General features: G+C 57.9%; 22 protein-coding genes. 13 read left to right on the top strand and 9 right to left on the bottom strand.

Translation table 11 applies throughout. From position 1 onward, the window contains the following. Nucleotides 1-7 precede the first annotated feature (7 nt). A complete protein-coding gene (locus ACR0NO_RS10380) occupies nucleotides 8-673 on the top strand; it encodes an arylesterase (RefSeq protein WP_170378842.1) in 666 nt (221 codons plus the stop codon). A 6-nt stretch (nucleotides 674-679) separates the two neighbouring features. Here the strand turns inward: ACR0NO_RS10380 and ACR0NO_RS10375 are convergent, their stop codons facing one another. Both ACR0NO_RS10375 and ACR0NO_RS10370 read right to left on the bottom strand, forming a co-directional pair. Beyond that, on the bottom strand, nucleotides 680-1,234 hold the full coding sequence (locus ACR0NO_RS10375; protein ID WP_170378840.1) for a L,D-transpeptidase: 555 nt from the start codon (nucleotides 1,232-1,234) through the stop codon (nucleotides 680-682). Nucleotides 1,235-1,385: 151 nt separating this feature from the next. Further along, nucleotides 1,386-1,592 (bottom strand): cold-shock protein, encoded by a 207-nt coding sequence (locus ACR0NO_RS10370; RefSeq protein ID WP_170378838.1) that lies wholly within the window; start codon nucleotides 1,590-1,592, stop codon nucleotides 1,386-1,388. A gap of 204 nt (nucleotides 1,593-1,796) precedes the next feature. On the opposite strand from ACR0NO_RS10370, the gene ACR0NO_RS10365 reads away from it, so the two are divergent. Continuing rightward, nucleotides 1,797-2,354, top strand: a complete 558-nt coding sequence (locus ACR0NO_RS10365; protein ID WP_480723884.1) for an REP-associated tyrosine transposase — start codon at nucleotides 1,797-1,799, stop codon at nucleotides 2,352-2,354. A 71-nt stretch (nucleotides 2,355-2,425) separates the two neighbouring features. On the opposite strand, the gene ACR0NO_RS10360 is transcribed toward ACR0NO_RS10365, so the two are convergent. Both ACR0NO_RS10360 and ettA read right to left on the bottom strand, forming a co-directional pair. Then, the gene (locus ACR0NO_RS10360; protein WP_425084252.1) at nucleotides 2,426-3,091 is read right to left on the bottom strand and encodes a hypothetical protein; all 666 of its coding nucleotides are present in this window, start codon (nucleotides 3,089-3,091) and stop codon (nucleotides 2,426-2,428) included. Between the two features lie 42 nt (nucleotides 3,092-3,133). Next, on the bottom strand, nucleotides 3,134-4,801 hold the full coding sequence (gene ettA / locus ACR0NO_RS10355) for an energy-dependent translational throttle protein EttA (protein ID WP_171122439.1): 1,668 nt from the start codon (nucleotides 4,799-4,801) through the stop codon (nucleotides 3,134-3,136). A gap of 138 nt (nucleotides 4,802-4,939) precedes the next feature. On the opposite strand from ettA, the gene ACR0NO_RS10350 reads away from it, so the two are divergent. The 3 genes from ACR0NO_RS10350 (at nucleotide 4,940) to dacB (ending at nucleotide 7,608) form a co-directional block, all read left to right on the top strand. Beyond that, the gene (locus tag ACR0NO_RS10350) at nucleotides 4,940-5,410 is read left to right on the top strand and encodes an MOSC domain-containing protein (protein WP_170666874.1); all 471 of its coding nucleotides are present in this window, start codon (nucleotides 4,940-4,942) and stop codon (nucleotides 5,408-5,410) included. A 32-nt stretch (nucleotides 5,411-5,442) separates the two neighbouring features. After that, nucleotides 5,443-6,063 (top strand): nicotinate-nucleotide adenylyltransferase, encoded by a 621-nt coding sequence (locus tag ACR0NO_RS10345; protein WP_170678854.1) that lies wholly within the window; start codon nucleotides 5,443-5,445, stop codon nucleotides 6,061-6,063. 66 nt (nucleotides 6,064-6,129) lie between these two features. After that, the gene (gene dacB / locus ACR0NO_RS10340; protein WP_480723883.1) at nucleotides 6,130-7,608 is read left to right on the top strand and encodes a D-alanyl-D-alanine carboxypeptidase/D-alanyl-D-alanine endopeptidase; all 1,479 of its coding nucleotides are present in this window, start codon (nucleotides 6,130-6,132) and stop codon (nucleotides 7,606-7,608) included. 2 nt (nucleotides 7,609-7,610) lie between these two features. Here the strand turns inward: dacB and ACR0NO_RS10335 are convergent, their stop codons facing one another. Continuing rightward, a complete protein-coding gene (locus ACR0NO_RS10335; protein ID WP_170378829.1) occupies nucleotides 7,611-8,033 on the bottom strand; it encodes a tellurite resistance TerB family protein in 423 nt (140 codons plus the stop codon). 79 nt (nucleotides 8,034-8,112) lie between these two features. Then, nucleotides 8,113-8,604, bottom strand: coding sequence for an Lrp/AsnC family transcriptional regulator (locus ACR0NO_RS10330; protein WP_480555501.1), 492 nt, complete (start codon nucleotides 8,602-8,604; stop codon nucleotides 8,113-8,115). 85 nt (nucleotides 8,605-8,689) lie between these two features. Here ACR0NO_RS10330 and phhA point away from each other — a divergent pair, with 85 nt between their 5' ends. From phhA to ACR0NO_RS10300, 6 genes are all read left to right on the top strand, one after another. Further along, entirely contained in the window at nucleotides 8,690-9,490 is an 801-nt protein-coding gene (gene phhA / locus ACR0NO_RS10325) for a phenylalanine 4-monooxygenase (RefSeq protein WP_480723882.1), read from the top strand. A 6-nt stretch (nucleotides 9,491-9,496) separates the two neighbouring features. Next, a complete protein-coding gene (locus ACR0NO_RS10320; RefSeq protein WP_170553353.1) occupies nucleotides 9,497-9,850 on the top strand; it encodes a 4a-hydroxytetrahydrobiopterin dehydratase in 354 nt (117 codons plus the stop codon). 122 nt (nucleotides 9,851-9,972) lie between these two features. After that, a complete protein-coding gene (locus tag ACR0NO_RS10315; RefSeq protein WP_480723881.1) occupies nucleotides 9,973-11,547 on the top strand; it encodes a lysine--tRNA ligase in 1,575 nt (524 codons plus the stop codon). A 48-nt stretch (nucleotides 11,548-11,595) separates the two neighbouring features. Beyond that, nucleotides 11,596-11,997, top strand: coding sequence for a DUF4864 domain-containing protein (locus ACR0NO_RS10310; protein WP_170639979.1), 402 nt, complete (start codon nucleotides 11,596-11,598; stop codon nucleotides 11,995-11,997). Nucleotides 11,998-12,132: 135 nt separating this feature from the next. After that, nucleotides 12,133-14,418: a glycosyl hydrolase family 28-related protein gene (locus ACR0NO_RS10305; RefSeq protein WP_480723880.1), complete on the top strand. Its 2,286-nt coding sequence runs from the start codon at nucleotides 12,133-12,135 to the stop codon at nucleotides 14,416-14,418. Nucleotides 14,419-14,529: 111 nt separating this feature from the next. Further along, a complete protein-coding gene (locus ACR0NO_RS10300) occupies nucleotides 14,530-14,850 on the top strand; it encodes an antibiotic biosynthesis monooxygenase family protein (RefSeq protein WP_170462743.1) in 321 nt (106 codons plus the stop codon). A gap of 21 nt (nucleotides 14,851-14,871) precedes the next feature. On the opposite strand, the gene ACR0NO_RS10295 is transcribed toward ACR0NO_RS10300, so the two are convergent. After that, entirely contained in the window at nucleotides 14,872-15,354 is a 483-nt protein-coding gene (locus ACR0NO_RS10295; RefSeq protein ID WP_480723879.1) for a HugZ family pyridoxamine 5'-phosphate oxidase, read from the bottom strand. Nucleotides 15,355-15,460: 106 nt separating this feature from the next. Here ACR0NO_RS10295 and ACR0NO_RS10290 point away from each other — a divergent pair, with 106 nt between their 5' ends. Next, nucleotides 15,461-15,883, top strand: coding sequence for an excalibur calcium-binding domain-containing protein (locus ACR0NO_RS10290; RefSeq protein ID WP_480723878.1), 423 nt, complete (start codon nucleotides 15,461-15,463; stop codon nucleotides 15,881-15,883). A 143-nt stretch (nucleotides 15,884-16,026) separates the two neighbouring features. Beyond that, the gene (locus ACR0NO_RS10285) at nucleotides 16,027-16,317 is read left to right on the top strand and encodes a hypothetical protein (RefSeq protein WP_480723877.1); all 291 of its coding nucleotides are present in this window, start codon (nucleotides 16,027-16,029) and stop codon (nucleotides 16,315-16,317) included. A gap of 44 nt (nucleotides 16,318-16,361) precedes the next feature. Here ACR0NO_RS10285 and ACR0NO_RS10280 read toward each other — a convergent pair whose 3' ends face one another. Together ACR0NO_RS10280 and ACR0NO_RS10275 are read right to left on the bottom strand one after the other, a co-directional pair. Beyond that, complete coding sequence (locus ACR0NO_RS10280; protein WP_480543209.1) at nucleotides 16,362-16,790, bottom strand: hypothetical protein; 429 nt, start codon at nucleotides 16,788-16,790, stop codon at nucleotides 16,362-16,364. Between the two features lie 47 nt (nucleotides 16,791-16,837). Beyond that, nucleotides 16,838-17,545, bottom strand: a complete 708-nt coding sequence (locus ACR0NO_RS10275; RefSeq protein ID WP_480723876.1) for an ORF6N domain-containing protein — start codon at nucleotides 17,543-17,545, stop codon at nucleotides 16,838-16,840. Between the last annotated feature and the right edge of the window lie 137 nt (nucleotides 17,546-17,682).

The raw sequence follows: 17,682 nt of genomic DNA, 5'->3' as shown, positions 1-17,682 counted from the left end.
CAGTCAATTGGGATATGGAGCGTTTGTAGCTCTGCGCAAGGTTCTGGTTTCAGGGCTGTTTGTCAGTTGGGGCTATACTGCAACAGCCGAGCCTGTGGTGATTGCCGCATTGGGGGATTCGCTAACCCAAGGCTATGGGCTGGTCGAACAGGATGGGTTTGTCCCACAGCTGGAACGCTGGCTGCAGGCGAACGGGGCCGAGGTTCGTTTGATCAACGCAGGTGTCTCGGGGGATACAACGGCGGGCGGCGCGGCGCGGGTCGAGTGGACTTTGACGCCGGATGTGGACGCGATGATCGTTGCGCTGGGTGGCAACGACTTGCTACGCGGTCTCGATCCCGATCTGTCGCGCGCCAACTTGACCGCAATCCTGAGCGCGGCTGAAACAAGCGATGTCGACGTTTTGCTGATCGGCATGCAGGCCCCCGGCAACTATGGTCCGGACTACAAACAGGCGTTCGACACGATCTACCCGGATTTGGCTGAACAGTTTGATGTCCTCTACGCCGAGAGTTTCTTTGACGGTCTCGCCTCGAGTGGTGATCCGAACGCAGTCAGCCAATACATGCAGCCTGATAGGATTCACCCGAATGCCCAAGGCGTCGCGCGGATTGTTGAGGCGCTTGGCCCATCCGTGCTGGAACTGGTCAAGATGTCGGGTGAACAGGGCTAGGGGCCGTCAAACCACTGTGACGACCGTTCCGATCGGCACACGGTTGTAGAGATCTACCACGTGTTCGTTCATCATCCGGATACATCCGTTCGACGCGGCCCGCCCGATCGTCTGGGGCTGCGTTGTGCCGTGGATACGGAAATAGGTGTCTACCCCGTTCTGGAATAGATAGAGTGCGCGCGCGCCCAACGGATTGTCGCCGCCGCCAGGCTGAACATAGTCGTTATCCTTGAAACGGGCATAGGCCACCGGATCCCGCTCAATCATCTCTTGCGTGGGACGCCAGGTGGGCCATTCCTTCTTGACGTCGATCGTCGCAGTACCGGTGAACTCCAACCCGGCTTTGCCGACCCCACAGCCATAGCGGACCGCCTTGCGCGGTTCGGTCACGTAATACAGGTAGAATGATCGTGGCACGACCAGCAGCTGCCCCGGCTGAAACTGCTTTTTGATCCGGACAAATTGCGGTGTGGGATCATACTCGGCAGCCTTCTTGGCAACGGCAATACCGGGGAGAAGGCTCAGGGCCGTTCCGGCCAGAAAAACACGACGTGTGAACATGTGCGCCTCTTGAATTGACCTGAAAAATCATCACTCGAATGCAAGAATGATATCTTAATTGGTCAATTATGGGGCAGATATTACGAAATTGTGATGTGAGGCCTTACGGCCACAAAAAAGGGCGAGGTTTACCCTCGCCCGTCTGAGTGGCTTACGCCAGCTCGATATTGTCCGCGCTTTCGCGACCGTCACGACCCGAGCGCAGCTCGTAGGTGACTTTCTGGTTGTCGGCCAGACCGGTCAGGCCCGAACGCTCGACAGCCGAGATGTGAACGAAGATGTCTTTGCCGCCATCTTCGGGTGCGATAAAGCCGTAGCCTTTGGTGGTGTTGAACCATTTTACGGTGCCTGCAGGCATATCCGTGTCTCCTGTTTAGTGCTGCCCACGTGGATGCGGCAGCCTGGCGTCGTCGGTCTGGATCGAATGACTGAGCGCCGTAGAAGGAGACAGTGGGTCGAAATAGAAAAACGTTAGCTCTTTGGATATGGCATTGGGGTGGGGATGTGGCAAGGGTTGAATCGGTTAACGCGTTGGCAGCCATAAGCGCGTTGGGATGCCTTTATGAGAAACTACCGCCGCGTTCGAATACTCGGAGCGAAGTATTTCTTCACTGTCTCTTTGGCCGACAGGTCGTCCGATTTTTTGGTGCGAAACGTTGCGCATTCGCGTGCGGCTTTTGGGGCGCCACGATATGAGCTGTCTTTCTGGTGCGATGCGTTTGTGGTCTTGCCCAATTGTTTGCACGCAATTTGGAGTTCGCCACCGGGGGATGCGGATTACTCGACGCGTTTGGGCGCGATCACAGCGCGATTAACCATGCGTGTAAACAAAACAAGTCGTAGGTCGGGATTCAGCCCGGCACCCGCGACGTCAAACCTGAGCGTCGTGACAACTGGCAGATTTACCGAGCTGAAGCCCGGTCTACGGCAGAACAAACGCGAAGCGACTTCTTGGCAACGCAAGTTTTGGAAGCACCGTATCTGTGATGAAACGGATTACCGCAATCACATGGCATATTGTTGGAGCAATCCGGTCAAGCATGAGTTCGTACAACATCCAACCGATTGGCCGTATTCGTCGATCCATCGCGATATCCGTGCGGGTCGGGTGGGTCCATAGTGGAGGCAACATCACCGTGGGCACGTACGGAGAACCTTAGGATGGGGTTAAACCTAGTCCTATGCTTGTTACTAGAAAAGACATTCGGAGATATATGCTCCAAGACGCGCGAACTTGCTGTTGGAACTTTCAATCGCAACGGTGCAAGAAAAAACGAGCGCATTCTTCGACGAATAGCGAACCGGGACAATCACATACCGATTCAAACCTTCTTCGTGGCTCATGTTTGAGATAAAGAATACACCGACGATCCCGTGCGCTCCTTTATCGTCACCAAAACTACTATTGGCGATAACGTCATCAAAAAAGCGTTCTTGTTCGAACCTAACAGTGGAGTGCCACGATCTGTCGTGAAAGTCGCCTACCTGCCGATATTCACCGTGGCTTCCCAAACTTGGAAGATGGCGATCATCGTGTCCAAGTTCGAACTCCACTACGCCCGGAAACTCTGCTGAGTAGTAAATTGCATCAGGATGATCGCACGTATCATGATCCACGATCAGGTCGAGAACTACCAAAGACCATGCATTGTCGTTCAAGAACTGAAGAAATTCTTGCCTTTCAGCTTCGCGATTGCCGAGGCCGTCGCTTACTTGTTCGGGTGAACAGGATGTAATGTGCGTGTTGATATAGGGTGCAGTTCTAGTAGCCCAAAAATACTCATACAAACCTACGAAAGTCGCTAGCGCCCCAATTGCCGTTAGCGACCAATTCGCGAAACGAAAAGTAGTGTTCATAGACCCCTGATGGGAGCTTAGAGCACTGATTTCAAGCGGAAATCACCGCGCAAACTTCTTATGCTTCAGGCGCTTGGGCTCCAGCGCGTCTGGTCCCAGACGGCGCTTTTTGTCCTCTTCGTAATCCTCGAAGTTACCCTCGAACCACTCCACATGGGCATCGCCCTCAAACGCCAGAATATGCGTGCAAATCCGGTCGAGGAAGAAACGGTCGTGTGAGATCACAACGGCGCAGCCGGCGAAATCGACCAAGGCGTCTTCCAGCGCGCGCAGGGTTTCGACGTCCAGATCGTTGGTCGGTTCGTCGAGCAGTAGGACGTTGCCGCCCTCTTTCAGCAGGCGGGCCATGTGGACGCGGTTGCGCTCACCACCTGACAGCAGCGAGACCTTTTTCTGCTGGTCACCGCCCTTGAAGTTAAACGACGAGCAATAGGCGCGGGAATTGACCTGTGCGTCGCCCAGTTGGATGATCTCGGCGCCGCCGGTGATTGCCTCCCAAACGGTGTCGTTGTCGGCAAGGTCGTCGCGGGACTGGTCGACATAGGACAGCTCGACCGTGTCGCCCAATGTGATGGTGCCGCTGTCGGGTTGTTCCTGACCGGTGAGCATCTTGAACAGCGTCGATTTACCGGCACCGTTGGGGCCGATGACGCCGACAATGCCGCCGGGGGGCAGGGCAAAGTCCAGCCCTTCGATCAGTTGCTTGTCGCCCATGTGTTTCGATAGGCCCTCGACCTCGATCACCTTGCCGCCAAGGCGCTGGCCGTTGGGGATGACGATCTGGGCGCGGGTCAGCTTTTCGCGTTCGGACTGCTCGGCCAGTTCGTTATAGGCGTTGATCCGCGCCTTGGATTTGGCCTGGCGGGCCTTTTGACCCTGACGCATCCATTCCAACTCGCGTTGCAGGGTCTTTTGCTTGGACTTGTCCTCGCGGGCTTCCTGCTCAAGCCGTTTGGCTTTTTGTTCCAGCCACGCGGAGTAGTTGCCCTCGTAGGGGATGCCGCGGCCGCGGTCGAGTTCCAGAATCCAGCCGGTGATGTCATCCAGGAAATACCGGTCGTGAGTGACGATCAGGATGGTGCCTTTGTAGTCGATCAGGTGCTGTTGCAGCCAAGCGATGGTCTCGGCGTCCAGGTGGTTAGTCGGCTCATCAAGCAACAGCATGTCGGGCGCTTCCAGCAGCAGCTTGCAGAGCGCCACGCGGCGTTTCTCACCACCCGAGAGGTTGGCGATGTTTGCGTCGTCCGGCGGGCAGCGCAGCGCCTCCATCGAGACGTCGATCTGGCTGTCGAGGTCCCACAGGTTTTCCGCGTCGATCGCGTCCTGCAGGGTGGTCATTTCCTCCATCAACTCGTCCGAGTAATTCTCGGCGATCTCCATGGCGATCTCGTTGAACCGGTCCACCTTGGCTTTTTTTGCCGCGACGCCCAGCATGACGTTTTCGCGGACCGACAGCGATTCATCCAGCTGCGGTTCCTGCGGCAGATAGCCCACCTTGGCGCCCTCGGCCGCCCATGCCTCACCGGTGAAGTCGGTATCGAGTCCGGCCATGATCTTCATCAGTGTCGATTTACCCGCGCCGTTGACGCCGACGACACCGATTTTCACGCCGGGCAGAAAGCTCAGGTGGATGTTTTCAAAGCACTTCTTGCCACCGGGATAGGTCTTTGAGACACCCTGCATGTGGTAGACATATTGATAGGCGGCCATGTCGCGTCCTCTGGGTCGGGGAAATTGGGTTGAAACGCTTGATATCCAAGCGGAGCGGGCGGGGCAAGCTGGTGGTTTCGTGATTTTTGCGTAGACCTTGCGTGGGCTAGAGTGGCCAAGGTTTGAGAGGCGCATGAGATGTCAGAACTTGCGGAATTGATTGCTGGTTGGGCAAAGCCCGGTCGGGTCGATTGGATCGGAGTGCGTCCAGCCCGACGGGCGGAGATCGTCACTTTAGGTGAGGCTATGATTTCCGCTGATGTTTTAGATGGAGATCGCAGTCGAGCGGGTAAGAGGGCTTTGACTTTGATCCAGCAGGAGCATCTGGAAGCGATTGGCTCGTACCTTGGACAAGGGCCGATCGCGCCAGAGATATTGCGGCGCAATCTGGTGGTTTCGGGGATTAACCTCTCCGCGCTCAAAGGACGCGAGGTGCAGGTAGGAGAGGCGGTTCTGCGCTTTACCGTGATCTGCGCACCTTGCAGCCGGATGGAGGAAGCGCTGGGAAAAGGCGGCTATTCCGCCGTGCGTGGGCATGGCGGGTGGTGTGCGGAAGTGGTGCGCCCTGGACGCGTTCGGGTGGGCGACACGGTGCAACCGATTGATTGACAAGCTGCTTCACTTCTGAACAACAGCAAAGGATGTTGCGCAGCCAGATACCATATGCTCGGCCCGGACAGGTCATTGGGCTGTTCGGGGGGTCCTTTGATCCTCCGCATCAAGGTCATGTGCATGTCAGCCTTGAGGCGATGAAGGCTTTCGGTTTGGATCGTGTGTGGTGGCTGGTTTCTCCGGGTAACCCTCTGAAACAGCAAGGGCCTGCGCCTTTGCCGCGTCGGTTAGAGGCCGCGCGGGCGGTGATGCAGCACCCTCGGGTGGACGTTACGGATATCGAGGCGCTGACGGGTACGCGGGCGACTGCGGATACTCTGGCGGTCCTCCGGCGGCTTTATCCTCAAGTTCGGTTCGTCTGGATCATGGGGGCCGACAATCTGGCGCAGTTTCACCAATGGAAGGACTGGCGGCTGATCATGGACAGCGTCCCCGTGGGCGTTGTGGCGCGACCGGGGGATCGAATTTCCGCGCGGATGTCGCCAGCGGCGCGGGTCTACGCACCCTACAGAATTGACGGGCAGGCGCGGCATCTATTGGGACGCGCGCAGGCGCCGGCATGGTGTTTCGTGAACGTGCCGATGGTCAATCTCAGTTCAACTGAACTTCGCAATCGCGGCATCTGGGCAAACGGAGTGTTGCCCGAATAGCCACATTGCCTGCATATTCTCATGCAATGGTTGTCCAAATTTCATCTCTGGGATTTTAATTGACCCATGGTTGATCTTATTTCACGCCGATTGTTTCTGGCAGGGTTGAGCGCATCTGCGATCCCTGCGGCTGCCATGGCGCAGGCGCCTTTGGTATCCTTGCGGCCTCAGGCCCGAGGGCCTCAGCTGACCGGGGCCGAGCGGTTTGTGCGCGCAGCCGGGCTGCGGGGCGATGTGATCTTTGCTGTGGCAGATGTTGAGACAGGCACTCAGCTTGAGGCGCTGGGGGGTGAGGCCGGGTTGCCTCCGGCGAGTGTGGGCAAGGCGCTGACCGCGCTCTATGCGTTGGACGTACTGGGTCCAGATCATCGCTTTGAGACCAAGCTTCTGGCGGATGGGCCAATTGAGAATGGCATTCTTAAAGGCGACTTGATCCTTGTCGGTGGCGGCGACCCTTTGTTGGATACTGATGCATTGGCAAGCATGGCAGCCAATCTGCGCGAGGCTGGGGTGACCGAAGTTCGCGGGGCGTTCAAAGTCTATGACGGAGCCTTGCCCTACGTGTACAGCATCGACCCAGGGCAGCCAGATCATCTGGGCTATAGCCCGGCGATCAGTGGAATTTCTTTGAACTTCAACCGTGTTCATTTCGAATGGAAGCGGGCCGGGACGAGTTACAACGTCACGATGGATGCGCGCAGCGCCAAGTACCGCCCGGATGTCGATATGGCCGTGATGCGGGTGGAACCGCGCAGCCTGCCGATCTACACCTATCAACCCAGCGCACGTCAGGACCGCTGGACCGTGGCCAAAGGCGCGCTAGGCAATGGCGGCGCACGTTGGTTACCCGTTCGAAAACCTGCGCTTTATGCGGGCGATGTGTTTCGCACGCTTGCCCGCTCAAACGGGATTGTTCTGGGTCGGGTGCAAGTCACGCAGGAAACCCCGAAAGGCACTGCGTTGGTTGTCCACCAGAGCGACCGGTTGGAGAGCATCCTGAGAGGGATGCTGAAATACTCGACCAATCTAACTGCAGAAATGGTTGGTATGGCGGCTACTAAAGCACGCGGGGTCAGGCCGAGCGATCTGGCGGACTCGGCGGCTGAGATGAACCGCTGGGCGGCTGAGAGCTATGGGGCCAGTCAAATCGCCATGGTGGATCATTCGGGCCTGGGTGATGCGTCTCGCATGCCTCCCGGCGATTTGGTGAAGGCGCTTGTTGCTGCGCGCAAAACCGGGGCGCTGCGGCCCTTGCTCAAGCCTTTCACGCTGACCGATAGTCAGGGTCGGGCGGTCAAGGATCACCCCATCAAGGTGAATGCAAAAACCGGAACGCTGAACTTCGTCTCGGGTCTTGGCGGCTTTCTAACCACGGCCGACGGGTCCGAACTGGCCTTTGCGATCTTTACCGCAGATGTGGACCACCGCGCCACGATCCCGCGCGAACAACGCGAGCGTCCCGAAGGTGCCCGTAGTTGGAACCGCCGGTCGCGCAAGCTTCAGCGGGCGCTGATTGAACGCTGGGGGTCTCTCTACGGCAGTTGAACCTAAATCGTGTGGCGCGCGCGGGCACCGCGTTCGATCGCGGCTGCGTGCAGACGGTCGATGTTCAGCTCATAGCGGATTTCTTCCAGCAAACGTAGCTCGGTCTCGGCCAGCGAACCGTCTGCGGCGGCTACGTCGCAGGCCAGCGCATAGGCGGTTTCATTCAGGCGTTCGGGCAGGTTTTCTCGGATCAGGCCAAACAGCGCATCCAGCCCGTCTTCCTGCTCGAACAGGTCGAACACGATCTGCGAGACCCGGCGCGTGCGGTCGATATCATAGCCCGCAAAAACAGGCAGCATATTCACCGCGCCTTCGATCTTGACCAGTTCGGCGGTGCGGATCGTCTCATCCGACGCCGAGATCGCAACCATGATCGCCACAAGGCAATCTTGCGGAGACATCGGGTGTGGTACTTGATCGGTCATTGGGTCGTCCTGAGTCATTTGCTGCCGTCGCACGATAGGAGGGCTGGCGGGCAGGTTCAACGGCTTTTGCTGGCGCGCGTCAGAGAATTGGCAATGGCCCTCGAGTTTTGGTTTGGCGCAACACGAAGTTGCTACGGGTGTCACGTACCAGGCCTGACTTCAAAAGGCGCTGCATGATGAAAAGCTCAAGATCTTCGGGCGATTTGGCATAGACCTTGAGGAGGAAGTCATGATCTCCGGTAATCGACGCGCATTCCACGATCTGAGGTTCTGTCTCAACCAGACGGAGGAAGGCGTTGATGCTGTCTTCCTGATGGCTCTGCAATGCGACGTGGATATAGGCAATGGCGTTCAGTCCGACAGACTTGGCGCGGACCTGCGCAGTGTAGCCCGATACAACGCCTGAGGCCTCAAGATCCCGCACCCGACGCCAGCATTGCGAGGCAGACAGGCCCGTGCGGTCTGCAAGCTCCTGCATCGATAGTCGGCCATCGGTTTGCAGCTGTTGCAGGATGGCCAGATCAGCAGGTTGAAATGTTTGTGTCAATTTCTCTCCAGACGCAAAATGAATACTTCAACTTTAGTCGATTTCTCCATCCAGAGAAACTGAATTCGCCATCTCCCTTGAATAGAATGTCTGCGAAGGGGAGGAGAAGATGCCGAAAACAACGAAATACCGCGCTAAAATCGCCGATGCGAAGGGTCATATCGCGTATACGGCTGAAGAGGATGCAGTTTGGGCCGATCTCTATGCGGCGCAGCAGGACAACGTGCAGAAATACATGGCGCGTGACTATCTCGACGGCCTGAAACGGTTGGAGTTGCCGAAGACCCGTGTGCCCTCCTGCACGGATATCTCGGAACGTTTGTTGGACCTAACTGGATGGCGGGTTCAGCCTGTGCCGGCTCTGATCGGGTTCAAGACCTTCTTCGGGATGCTGGCTGACAGGGTGTTTCCGGCGGCGTCCTTCATCCGCTCACGCGAGGATTTCGACTATATTGAAGAGCCGGACATCTTTCACGAGATCTTTGGGCATACGCCCTTGCTCAGCGATCCCAGATTTGCGGCGTTCAGTCAGGCCATCGGCAAGGCCGGGGTGCAGGCTGGGCCGAAGGACTATGCTTGGCTGATCCGGCTCTATTGGTTCTCGGTCGAGTTCGGGTTACGATGGCAAGATGGTGAAATCAAAGCGCTGGGTTCGGGTCTGGCGTCCTCGCCTACTGAACTTGTCTATGCGGTCGAAAGCGATATTCCGGACCGGGACCCGTTCGACGTGCTGACGATCCTGCGTACTCCATACCGGATCGACATGCACCAGATGGGCTACTTTGTTCTGCAAGACCCCGAGGCGCTGTTCGCCGCGGCCGACAGGGACCTGTTGGCAGATGTAAAGCAGGCGCAGTCGCTTGGATTGTTGCCCAACAAGTTCCCACCCAAAGCAACAGCAGCGGAGTGATCGAAAATGACTACAACAGGACAAACCTGCAATTTGTCAGACCGTACTTGTGTACCTTGTTCCGGCGGCATTCCAGCCTTGACGGCAGATGAAGCGAATGCTCATTTGGGCGAGCTGTCGTCGGAATGGACACTGAATGCCGGGTCGACCGAGCTAAGCCGCCACTTCGCGTTCAAGGGTTTTGCTAAGGCGACCTACCTGGCCAATCTTTGTGCATGGCTGGCGGATCAGCAGGGCCACCACCCTGATATCTCGTTCGGCTGGGGCTATGTGGATGTCAGGCTGACAACCCACGAAATCGGCGGGCTCAGCGAGAATGACTTTATCTGGGCGGCGAAACTGGACCAGTTGACCGGTTAAATCGGCCTTGTTCCTCGGAAAAACCCCTCGCTTTTATTGACTCATGCTGCAACGGCACAATAGGAGGGGCCGGTCGGTTGCAAAGTGCGATCGGCGCCGTTTTTCCCGATGGAGCAAATCTGATGTCTGAACTGCGTGAAACCGCAATGTCGTCCAAGGCCTGGCCTTTCGAAGAGGCGCGCCGGTTGCTCAAACGCTATCAGAAGAACGCTCCGGAGAAGGGGTTTGTGCTGTTCGAGACCGGCTATGGCCCCTCGGGCCTGCCACATATCGGTACCTTTGGGGAGGTCGCGCGGACCACGATGGTCAAGCGCGCATTCGAGGCCCTGTCGGATATCCCCACCAAGCTGATCTGTTTCTCGGACGATCTGGACGGCATGCGCAAAGTGCCAAGCAACGTGCCGAACCCGGAGATTCTGGAGCAGCACCTGCAGCGTCCGCTGACTTCGGTTCCCGATCCATTCGGTGAATACGAAAGCTTTGGGGCGCACAACAACGCTATGCTACGCCGATTCCTCGACACCTTTGGGTTCGAGTATGAGTTCTATTCGGCCAAGGAATTCTACGAGTCCGGACAGTTTGACGAGATCCTAAAGCGTGCTGTCGAACGCTACGATGAGATCATGGCGATCATGCTGAAAAGTCTCCGCGAAGAGCGGCAGCAAACATATTCGATCTTCCTGCCTCTGCATCCCGAAAGCGGGCGGGTGATGTATGTGCCGATGAAAAAGGTATGTGCCGAAACCTACACCGTGACCTTTGATGATGAGACGGGCAAGGAATGGACCGTTCCCGTGACCGGCGGCAACGTAAAGTTGCAGTGGAAGCCGGACTTTGGCGCGCGCTGGGCTGCGCTTGGTGTCGATTTCGAGATGTACGGCAAAGAACACGCCACCAACGAAAAGATCTATGACGCGATCTGCCGTGCTTTGGGTGGCCGAGCGCCCGAGCATTTCTCGTATGAGCTGTTTCTGGATGAAAACGGCCAGAAGATCTCGAAATCGTCGGGCAATGGCGTGTCGATCGACGAATGGCTGACCTATGCGCCGACGGAAAGCCTGTCGTATTTCATGTATCAAAAACCCAAGACGGCCAAGCGGATGCATTTCGACGTCATTCCCAAAGCCTATGATGAGTACCATCAACAGTTGCGGGCCTATCCGGGGCAGGATCTGAAGGCGCAGCTGAACAATCCGGTCTGGCATATCCATGGCGGTGACGTTCCGGAATCGACCCTGATCGTTCCGTTCGCCATGCTGTTGAACCTCGCGTCGGTTTCCGGGGCCGAGGACAAAGAGGCGCTTTGGGGCTTTATCCGCCGTTACGCGCCTGAGGCGACGGCAGAAAGCCACCCCGATCTGGATCAGGCGGCGGGTTTTGCCGTGCGTTACTTCAACGATTTCGTCAAACCAACGCGCAAGCACCGCGTCCCGACGGATCAAGAGCGCGAAGCGCTGGAGGCGCTGAAAGCCGCGCTTGAGGCCTATGACGGCCCTGCCGAGGATGAGGCGCTGCAATCGGTGGTCTATTCCATCGGACGTGAGCGGTTTGACCCGATGCGTGGCTGGTTCACCGCCCTCTACGAGGTGCTGTTGGGGGCCTCGCAAGGTCCGCGTTTTGGTGGTTTTGTTGCCCTCTACGGCGTGCCGGAAACGATCGCGCTGATCGACAAGGCCTTGGCCGGAGAGCTGGTCTGATTTGACCTGATCCCGCATGGGGCTACCGTTCCGTCAGGAGGTAGCCCCATGCGTCGTTTACTGCTTGCCCTGTCCCTGAGCGCCGGTTTGGCCTCGGGTGCGTTTGCCCAGAATGCCGAGATCGAGGCCAATATCGCGGCCCAGATTCAGGCCTTCAAGGCGGATGATTTCGCCACCGCCTTTACCTTTGCCAGCCCCAATATTCAGCGTCTATTCGGAAACTCGGACAATTTCGGAGCGATGGTACGCAATGGCTATCCCATGGTCTGGCGTCCCTCTGATGTGCGGTTTCTGGAACTGCGCGAGGTCGCAGGCGCGTTGTGGCAGAAGGTCATGATCACCGATGGCGATGGCGCGGTTCACATTCTCGACTATCAGATGATCCAGCAGGAGAATGGCTGGAAGATCAACGGTGTGCAGCTACTTGGGCGCGCCGACCCCGCAGCCTGATGCAACACCACCGTCACGGTCGCATGAGTGGCAGTTAATCCCTTTTGGATACTCAGACTGTCGCGTTCGGGATGGACCTGAACACGGCGTTTGAACGTGCAGCCATTGGGCTTCGCGACGAGGAAAGGGATTTCTATGAACAAGGCAATCACCGACGGCATTGTGTTCATGCCGCCTGCTTTCAAAAACGGTCTGGGCGTGTGGTCTGCGGGCGATGGTACGCCGGGCTCACCGACCTATGATGGCTCGGGCACCGGGGCGTTTGTGCCGTCGGATGCGGATTTTGGTGGCTGTCTTGAGATCCTGAAGATCAACAGCCCGCAACAGTTGCGCTACATGGGCCAGACCCCGATCCTGCCGGGGTGCTATTTGCAGATCAAGGCGCGGGTCAAGGCGATCAGTGGCCCTCTGCCCGAGGTGCGGATCGCCGCCTGGGCCGGTGCAGCAGGCGACACCCATCTGACAGGCGTGATCGAGCAAGGCCCAGCCACCCAGCTGACAAGTTATGGCGCGGTGACCGAGATCACCGCGATTGTGGGCACCGGGCGACGTCCAGGCGTGGATATGGCTTGGGGTGTCAGTGCGCTCTATGGTCATTTCGGCATTGATATTGAGGGTGCCAACGGGGCCGTCATCCGCGTCGATGATCTGGAGATTACAGATGTCACCGGCGTGTTCCTGCGTGAGATCATCAGCCGCGTCGATGTGCGCGACTATGGCGCGGTGGGCGACGGCATTGCCGACGACTCGGCCGCGTTCGAGGCGGCGGATCAGGCCGCCGGAGGCCGACGCATTTTTGTGCCCCAAGGCACCTATCGTCTGGCCGAGAACACCACGCTGTCCTCAGAGGTCGAGTTTGAAGGCACGGTCACGATGCCCGACGACAAGATGCTTTTGCTGCTGAAAAACTATGATCTGCCCGCCTATATTGGCGCGTTCGGGAATGAAGAGCTGGCCTTCAAAAAGGCGTTTCAGGCGCTGCTGAACAACTCGGACCATGAATCGCTGGATCTGGGCGGGCGCAAGATCGAAGTGACGGCCCCTATCGACATGTTTGCCGCCGTTCCCAACAAGCCGGGGTTTTCGACCCGTCGGGTCATCCGTAACGGTCAGTTCGATGTCAAAAGCAGCTCGGCCTGGGATACCGAGACCTTCACCTCGGTTGCGACCTATGATCCGGCGGATTCGACCCGTCTGACCAATGTGGCCAATGTGGCGAATATCCCAATCGGTTCGCTGGTTCAGGGCAGCGGCGTCGGGCGCGAGATCTACGTGCGCGGCAAGGATGAAAGCGCCGGAGAGCTGACGCTGAACGCGCCAATGTACGACGCGGCAGGCACCCAGACCTTCACTTTCGTGTCCTTCAAATACCTGCTGGATTTCGGCAATTTCGGAGTGCTGCGCAAGTTCGGGATGGAGCAGATCGAGTTCCAGTGCAACGGCCGATGCAGCGCCATTCGCCTGGCACCGGCGGGCAGCACATTCTCATTGTCGGATTGTTTCATCAGCCGTCCGCTGGATCGCGGCATCACCTCGATTGGCACGGGCTGTAAAGGGATGCTGATCGACAATTGCCAGTTCCTGTCCTCGGAAGAGTCCTTCATTGTCCCGGATCGCAAGTCCATCGCGCTGAACACTACCTCGAATGACGTGAAGATCCGCCACAACCGGGCAGTGCGCTTCAAGCATTTTGCGGTTATCGGCGGTGACAACAACATGATCCTTGGCAACCACTTCTTCCAGGGCGACAGTATCCCGCAAGGCGTGCGGACCGCAGGGTTGATCATGATCGGCACCTATAACAGCTCGACCGTCGCCGAGAACTACGTGGACAATTGCTTTGTGCAGTGGACGAACGAGCGGGACACGACGCCCGCCTATGTCTCGGGCTATTCCTTCAGCGCCATGAGCATCACCGACAATATCTTCTATTCCAGCGAGGCTCCGCCCTGGTTCAGCTATATCGTGATCCGTCCGCACGGTCCGGGGCATTTTCTGAACGGGCTGGCGGTGACGGGCAACAAGTTCCGCTCAAACGGGACGGACCTAGAGCGCGCCGACCGGGTGGATACGTCCTTTGCGGATCTGGATGCGGATCAGCACATCAACGTCACGTTCAGCAACAACACCTATCACGGTATTGATGCCAAGGTGGAAAACCCGCTGCGGGTGCGACACAGCCAGAACTCGGCCTCGCAGGTCTGGACCATCGACTCGGACGGTCGGTTGCCGTTTGGCTCCAAGGCTCGCAGTTGCGATGCGGTGGCGGTTCTGGGGCCGCTCAGAACGGCGCTTGGGTCGGTGCGCCATTCCTTTCCCTATGCCGATGTGGAACAGGGCAGCAATGGCGATGCCGTCCAATTGCGCTGGGCCGAAAGCCTGAGCGGCGATGTATCGGTACAGATGCGTCTGGAAGAGTAACGATAGCAGCCAGTCGCCCCTGTATCGGGGCGGCTTCGCTTTGGGTGACAGGAAAGACAAGACGTTTGGGAATCCTGTGCTAGGCTGAAGGTAAGCCAAAGGAGGACTCAGATGCCGACCATAGCCAAAACCGCCAGCGTTCAAACTGTTATCACCACATTTGAGATGACACCCGGCACCTGTCAGGACCTGCTAGAGGCGCTGACGGATGCTTACTCCGAGTTCATCTCGAAACAGCCCGGTTTTGTATCGGCCGGCCTGCATGTCAACGACGCCCAGACCCGGATTGCCAATTATTCGCAATGGGAACGGCGCGAGGATTTTCTGGCTATGCTGCGCACACCGGAAATGCGCGACCGCAACCGCAAGATCAATGAGCTTTGCAAGAGTTTCGAGCCGGTCATGTATGACGTGGCTGAGACCTTCAATTGACGCAGGTCCCGTGTCCCGGTGTCAGATGTCTGTGGCATCAATGCGGTAAGCTTTGCCAAACCCGCCGTTCAACAGCCCATCTTCAATCTCAAAGCGGACAAAGCTGAAATCGGCGAAATCTGCATAGAGTTTAGCCTTCGGGCGCAGTGACAGATACCTCTGGCGGAGGTCGTCATGATCCGCCGTTCCCCTTGCAACCAAACGAGCCGTCGCGTGCAAGGTCAGCCGAGGATGCGTCAGCGGATCCCCCTTTGGGCCTGGATCCCCGATCAGAAGGGCGCAGGCCGGGTTGTTCTGTAGCGCCAGGCTATGATCCGATAGGCTTGAAATCAGCGAGATCGGCTGCCCCTTGGCATCTATCGCCAGAGCAATCCGCGATACTGATGGCAAAGCGGTGCCCGGGCTCAGAACGGCGAGCGCAGCATGGGTCGCCTCATCCATCAATTCGCGGATCAAGCCCCGGGCGGTGTCGTCCAGCGGTTGGTAGGGGTCTTTGGTTGGCATTTTGCCTCGCATTGGTAAGCGTGAGGGCAATCCTATCCGCTCTGATCTTTGTGTGCGAGCCGTGTTCTGCCTCGGCTTCGCCACAAATCCCCTGTATCGCGGTGGAATGATGTTTCGCAAATCCAAGTTGGACGAACCCTTGCCGACCAAACGTCAGCTCCGGGCCGAAGCTGCCCGGCGACGCGCGCTCTCTCCCGTGCGTATTCTGCTTATGGTTCTGTGCCTGCCGCTGACCGTCGCGTTGATTTCCTTCAACATGTTCGTGCGCCTTTCAGACTATGGTCGGGATGAAGCCATGGTGCACCTAATCGCGCTGGCCGGTTGCGATGCCTCTCGGGCCGTGGGGTTCGGCACGTTTTACGAAGGCTATGCGGGATATCATCCGCGCAACGATCCCGACGGTGATGGAGTGGCCTGTGGACCGGATGTGGCGCAGCGTCAAACGGTCCCATCACCAAGCACTACCACGCCCCGCGAAACAACCGTCAACCAAAGGTCCTTGGGCAACGCCAAGTTCATAAAGCCCTAAAACCCGTGGGTTGAGGGCTATTACTTCCGCTACCGCTTGGCCTGTGACGCTGCGGGAATCTGCCAGTTCATGCTATGGTGCGCGGCGTTGGTACCAGTTTGGTGCCTCCATCGGGCAATTTTGCCCAGCTTGGGAGGACAAAGATGTTTGCACGCGTAACTCAATTTAAAATGAAGCCCGGCACGCGCGAGGCGGCCACGGCGAAGATGAACGAATTGAAATCTGAAATCATGGGCATGCCCGGCATGCACTGTTTTACCAATGTCATGAACGAGGACGGCACCGGATACGTGATCTCGGTGGTCGAAAGCGAGGATATCTCGAACGCAAACGCTCCCAAAGTGGCCGAGCTTTGGGGGCATTTCGCCGCGTTCATGGAAGCGCCGCCAACCCCGGCAGGCTTTGACGTGATTGCCCATTGGGACAAAGGCTGAACGCACGTTTGACCGGACGCCGCTCCGCGCCACGTCAGGCAATGCTACGAGAGCAGCGACGCTGCACAGGTGCGAAACTTGCGCACCTCTGGCGCGGCGCCTTCCAGTGAGAATTCACTCAGGTGGTCTTGCGTGAAGGCATAGGCTGTTTGGTTGAACTCAAGGCCATCCAAGACGTTGCCAAAACCGGTGTCTGAGACGAACAAGGACATCGCATCGTCCGACAGCTTGTGTCGTGGCGTTCCAATCTCAATCGGGTTTGGGCCTTCAAACCGCATGGCAAACCAAGGCGTTTGTGTCCAGCCTTCGGCGCGGCGCGTGATCTCGAGCGTATAGAGCGGCTGCGCCGGATCGTAGGTAAGCCGGATCTCCTCTGCTTCTGTCTCGTGTGTCAACGTGCAGATGTCGCCAATCGTGGCGTTCCACGCATAGGCGGGGCTGCCGAGCAGCAGTGAGAGCAGGACAAAGCGCATAGCGAGGAACCTAGCCGCAGATTGCCCTTTGACAAGTGTGTAACGGGCTAGCCCTTCATTGCATTCAACAAGTCCAGCAGCCGCTTTCGGTCATCATCGTCAGCATAGTCGCCGGTGGCCAAGCGCTGGGCAATGCTCAGGCGCAAGCGTTCCTGCTGGGTGCGGACATCTTCGCTGGCGGTTTCGGCCAGCGTCTTCATGATCGCCGCCACGGCTTGTTTGCGATTGGTGCTGGGGCTGGCGATATAGTCTACAAGGCTTTGCTTCCCGGAATCGAGGATGTTTTCGGCCAGATCGCGCAGTTGCGCACCATTGGGCAGCAGCGGGGCGGGGGCGTCCTTGGGTGGCAGGATTTCGGGCACGCTGCGCGGGGTCTCGGCCAGAGCGTTCACACCGTCGACAAAGGCCTCGGTGATCATCCGGGTGATCCTGATCGCGCGCGGGTCCTTGAATAGAGCCGAGGCGATGGCCACGCCGTAATCCGTATAGACCCAAGGATTGACCCGCCGCCCGCCGCGGCCCTTGGGTGTTGAAATCACATTCTGTGATTGCAAATCGGCGACCTCGGCATCGGACAGCTGAAAGCGGTAGCCTTCAAACAGGTCCTTGTTGCGCGAGACGGCCTGATTGAAGGCGCTGACGGATTTTCCATAGAACTGCGCCAGATCCTCAGCCAGTACAACGCGAGTACCGCGCACCCGGTGAATGGCGCTATGGACCTCATGCGTGCTGGGCAGGGCGTTGGGGTTCGTCATGGCAACCGTTTGGAATCACAAATTGTGATTTCAAACGTGGAGGAGGGATCGCTGGGCTGCAAGGGTGGAGTGTGGGATGCAGAGACAAAAAAGCGACAGAAAAAAGGTGTTAGACCGGCGCCAGCCCATCTACTAAA

Source organism: Ruegeria sp. CL3 (genome assembly GCF_056536505.1).
This window is presented reverse-complemented; position numbering and strand designations above follow the sequence as displayed.

What these genes read in the sequence shown, in the direction of transcription:
- ACR0NO_RS10375 (WP_170378840.1), bottom strand. Translation starts at nt 1,234, where the DNA reads ATGTTCACACGTCGTGTTTTTCTGGCCGGAACGGCCCTGAGCCTTCTC.
- ACR0NO_RS10315 (WP_480723881.1), top strand. Translation starts at nt 9,973, where the DNA reads ATGTCTGAACTGCGTGAAACCGCAATGTCGTCCAAGGCCTGGCCTTTC.
- ACR0NO_RS10290 (WP_480723878.1), top strand. Translation starts at nt 15,461, where the DNA reads ATGATGTTTCGCAAATCCAAGTTGGACGAACCCTTGCCGACCAAACGT.
- ACR0NO_RS10285 (WP_480723877.1), top strand. Translation starts at nt 16,027, where the DNA reads ATGTTTGCACGCGTAACTCAATTTAAAATGAAGCCCGGCACGCGCGAG.
- dacB (WP_480723883.1), top strand. Translation starts at nt 6,130, where the DNA reads ATGGTTGATCTTATTTCACGCCGATTGTTTCTGGCAGGGTTGAGCGCA.
- phhA (WP_480723882.1), top strand. Translation starts at nt 8,690, where the DNA reads ATGCCGAAAACAACGAAATACCGCGCTAAAATCGCCGATGCGAAGGGT.
- ACR0NO_RS10275 (WP_480723876.1), bottom strand. Translation starts at nt 17,545, where the DNA reads ATGACGAACCCCAACGCCCTGCCCAGCACGCATGAGGTCCATAGCGCC.
- ACR0NO_RS10350 (WP_170666874.1), top strand. Translation starts at nt 4,940, where the DNA reads ATGTCAGAACTTGCGGAATTGATTGCTGGTTGGGCAAAGCCCGGTCGG.
- ACR0NO_RS10360 (WP_425084252.1), bottom strand. Translation starts at nt 3,091, where the DNA reads ATGAACACTACTTTTCGTTTCGCGAATTGGTCGCTAACGGCAATTGGG.
- ACR0NO_RS10300 (WP_170462743.1), top strand. Translation starts at nt 14,530, where the DNA reads ATGCCGACCATAGCCAAAACCGCCAGCGTTCAAACTGTTATCACCACA.
- ACR0NO_RS10345 (WP_170678854.1), top strand. Translation starts at nt 5,443, where the DNA reads ATGTTGCGCAGCCAGATACCATATGCTCGGCCCGGACAGGTCATTGGG.
- ACR0NO_RS10305 (WP_480723880.1), top strand. Translation starts at nt 12,133, where the DNA reads ATGAACAAGGCAATCACCGACGGCATTGTGTTCATGCCGCCTGCTTTC.
- ACR0NO_RS10335 (WP_170378829.1), bottom strand. Translation starts at nt 8,033, where the DNA reads ATGACCGATCAAGTACCACACCCGATGTCTCCGCAAGATTGCCTTGTG.
- ettA (WP_171122439.1), bottom strand. Translation starts at nt 4,801, where the DNA reads ATGGCCGCCTATCAATATGTCTACCACATGCAGGGTGTCTCAAAGACC.
- ACR0NO_RS10370 (WP_170378838.1), bottom strand. Translation starts at nt 1,592, where the DNA reads ATGCCTGCAGGCACCGTAAAATGGTTCAACACCACCAAAGGCTACGGC.
- ACR0NO_RS10320 (WP_170553353.1), top strand. Translation starts at nt 9,497, where the DNA reads ATGACTACAACAGGACAAACCTGCAATTTGTCAGACCGTACTTGTGTA.
- ACR0NO_RS10365 (WP_480723884.1), top strand. Translation starts at nt 1,797, where the DNA reads ATGAGAAACTACCGCCGCGTTCGAATACTCGGAGCGAAGTATTTCTTC.
- ACR0NO_RS10295 (WP_480723879.1), bottom strand. Translation starts at nt 15,354, where the DNA reads ATGCCAACCAAAGACCCCTACCAACCGCTGGACGACACCGCCCGGGGC.
- ACR0NO_RS10280 (WP_480543209.1), bottom strand. Translation starts at nt 16,790, where the DNA reads ATGCGCTTTGTCCTGCTCTCACTGCTGCTCGGCAGCCCCGCCTATGCG.
- ACR0NO_RS10310 (WP_170639979.1), top strand. Translation starts at nt 11,596, where the DNA reads ATGCGTCGTTTACTGCTTGCCCTGTCCCTGAGCGCCGGTTTGGCCTCG.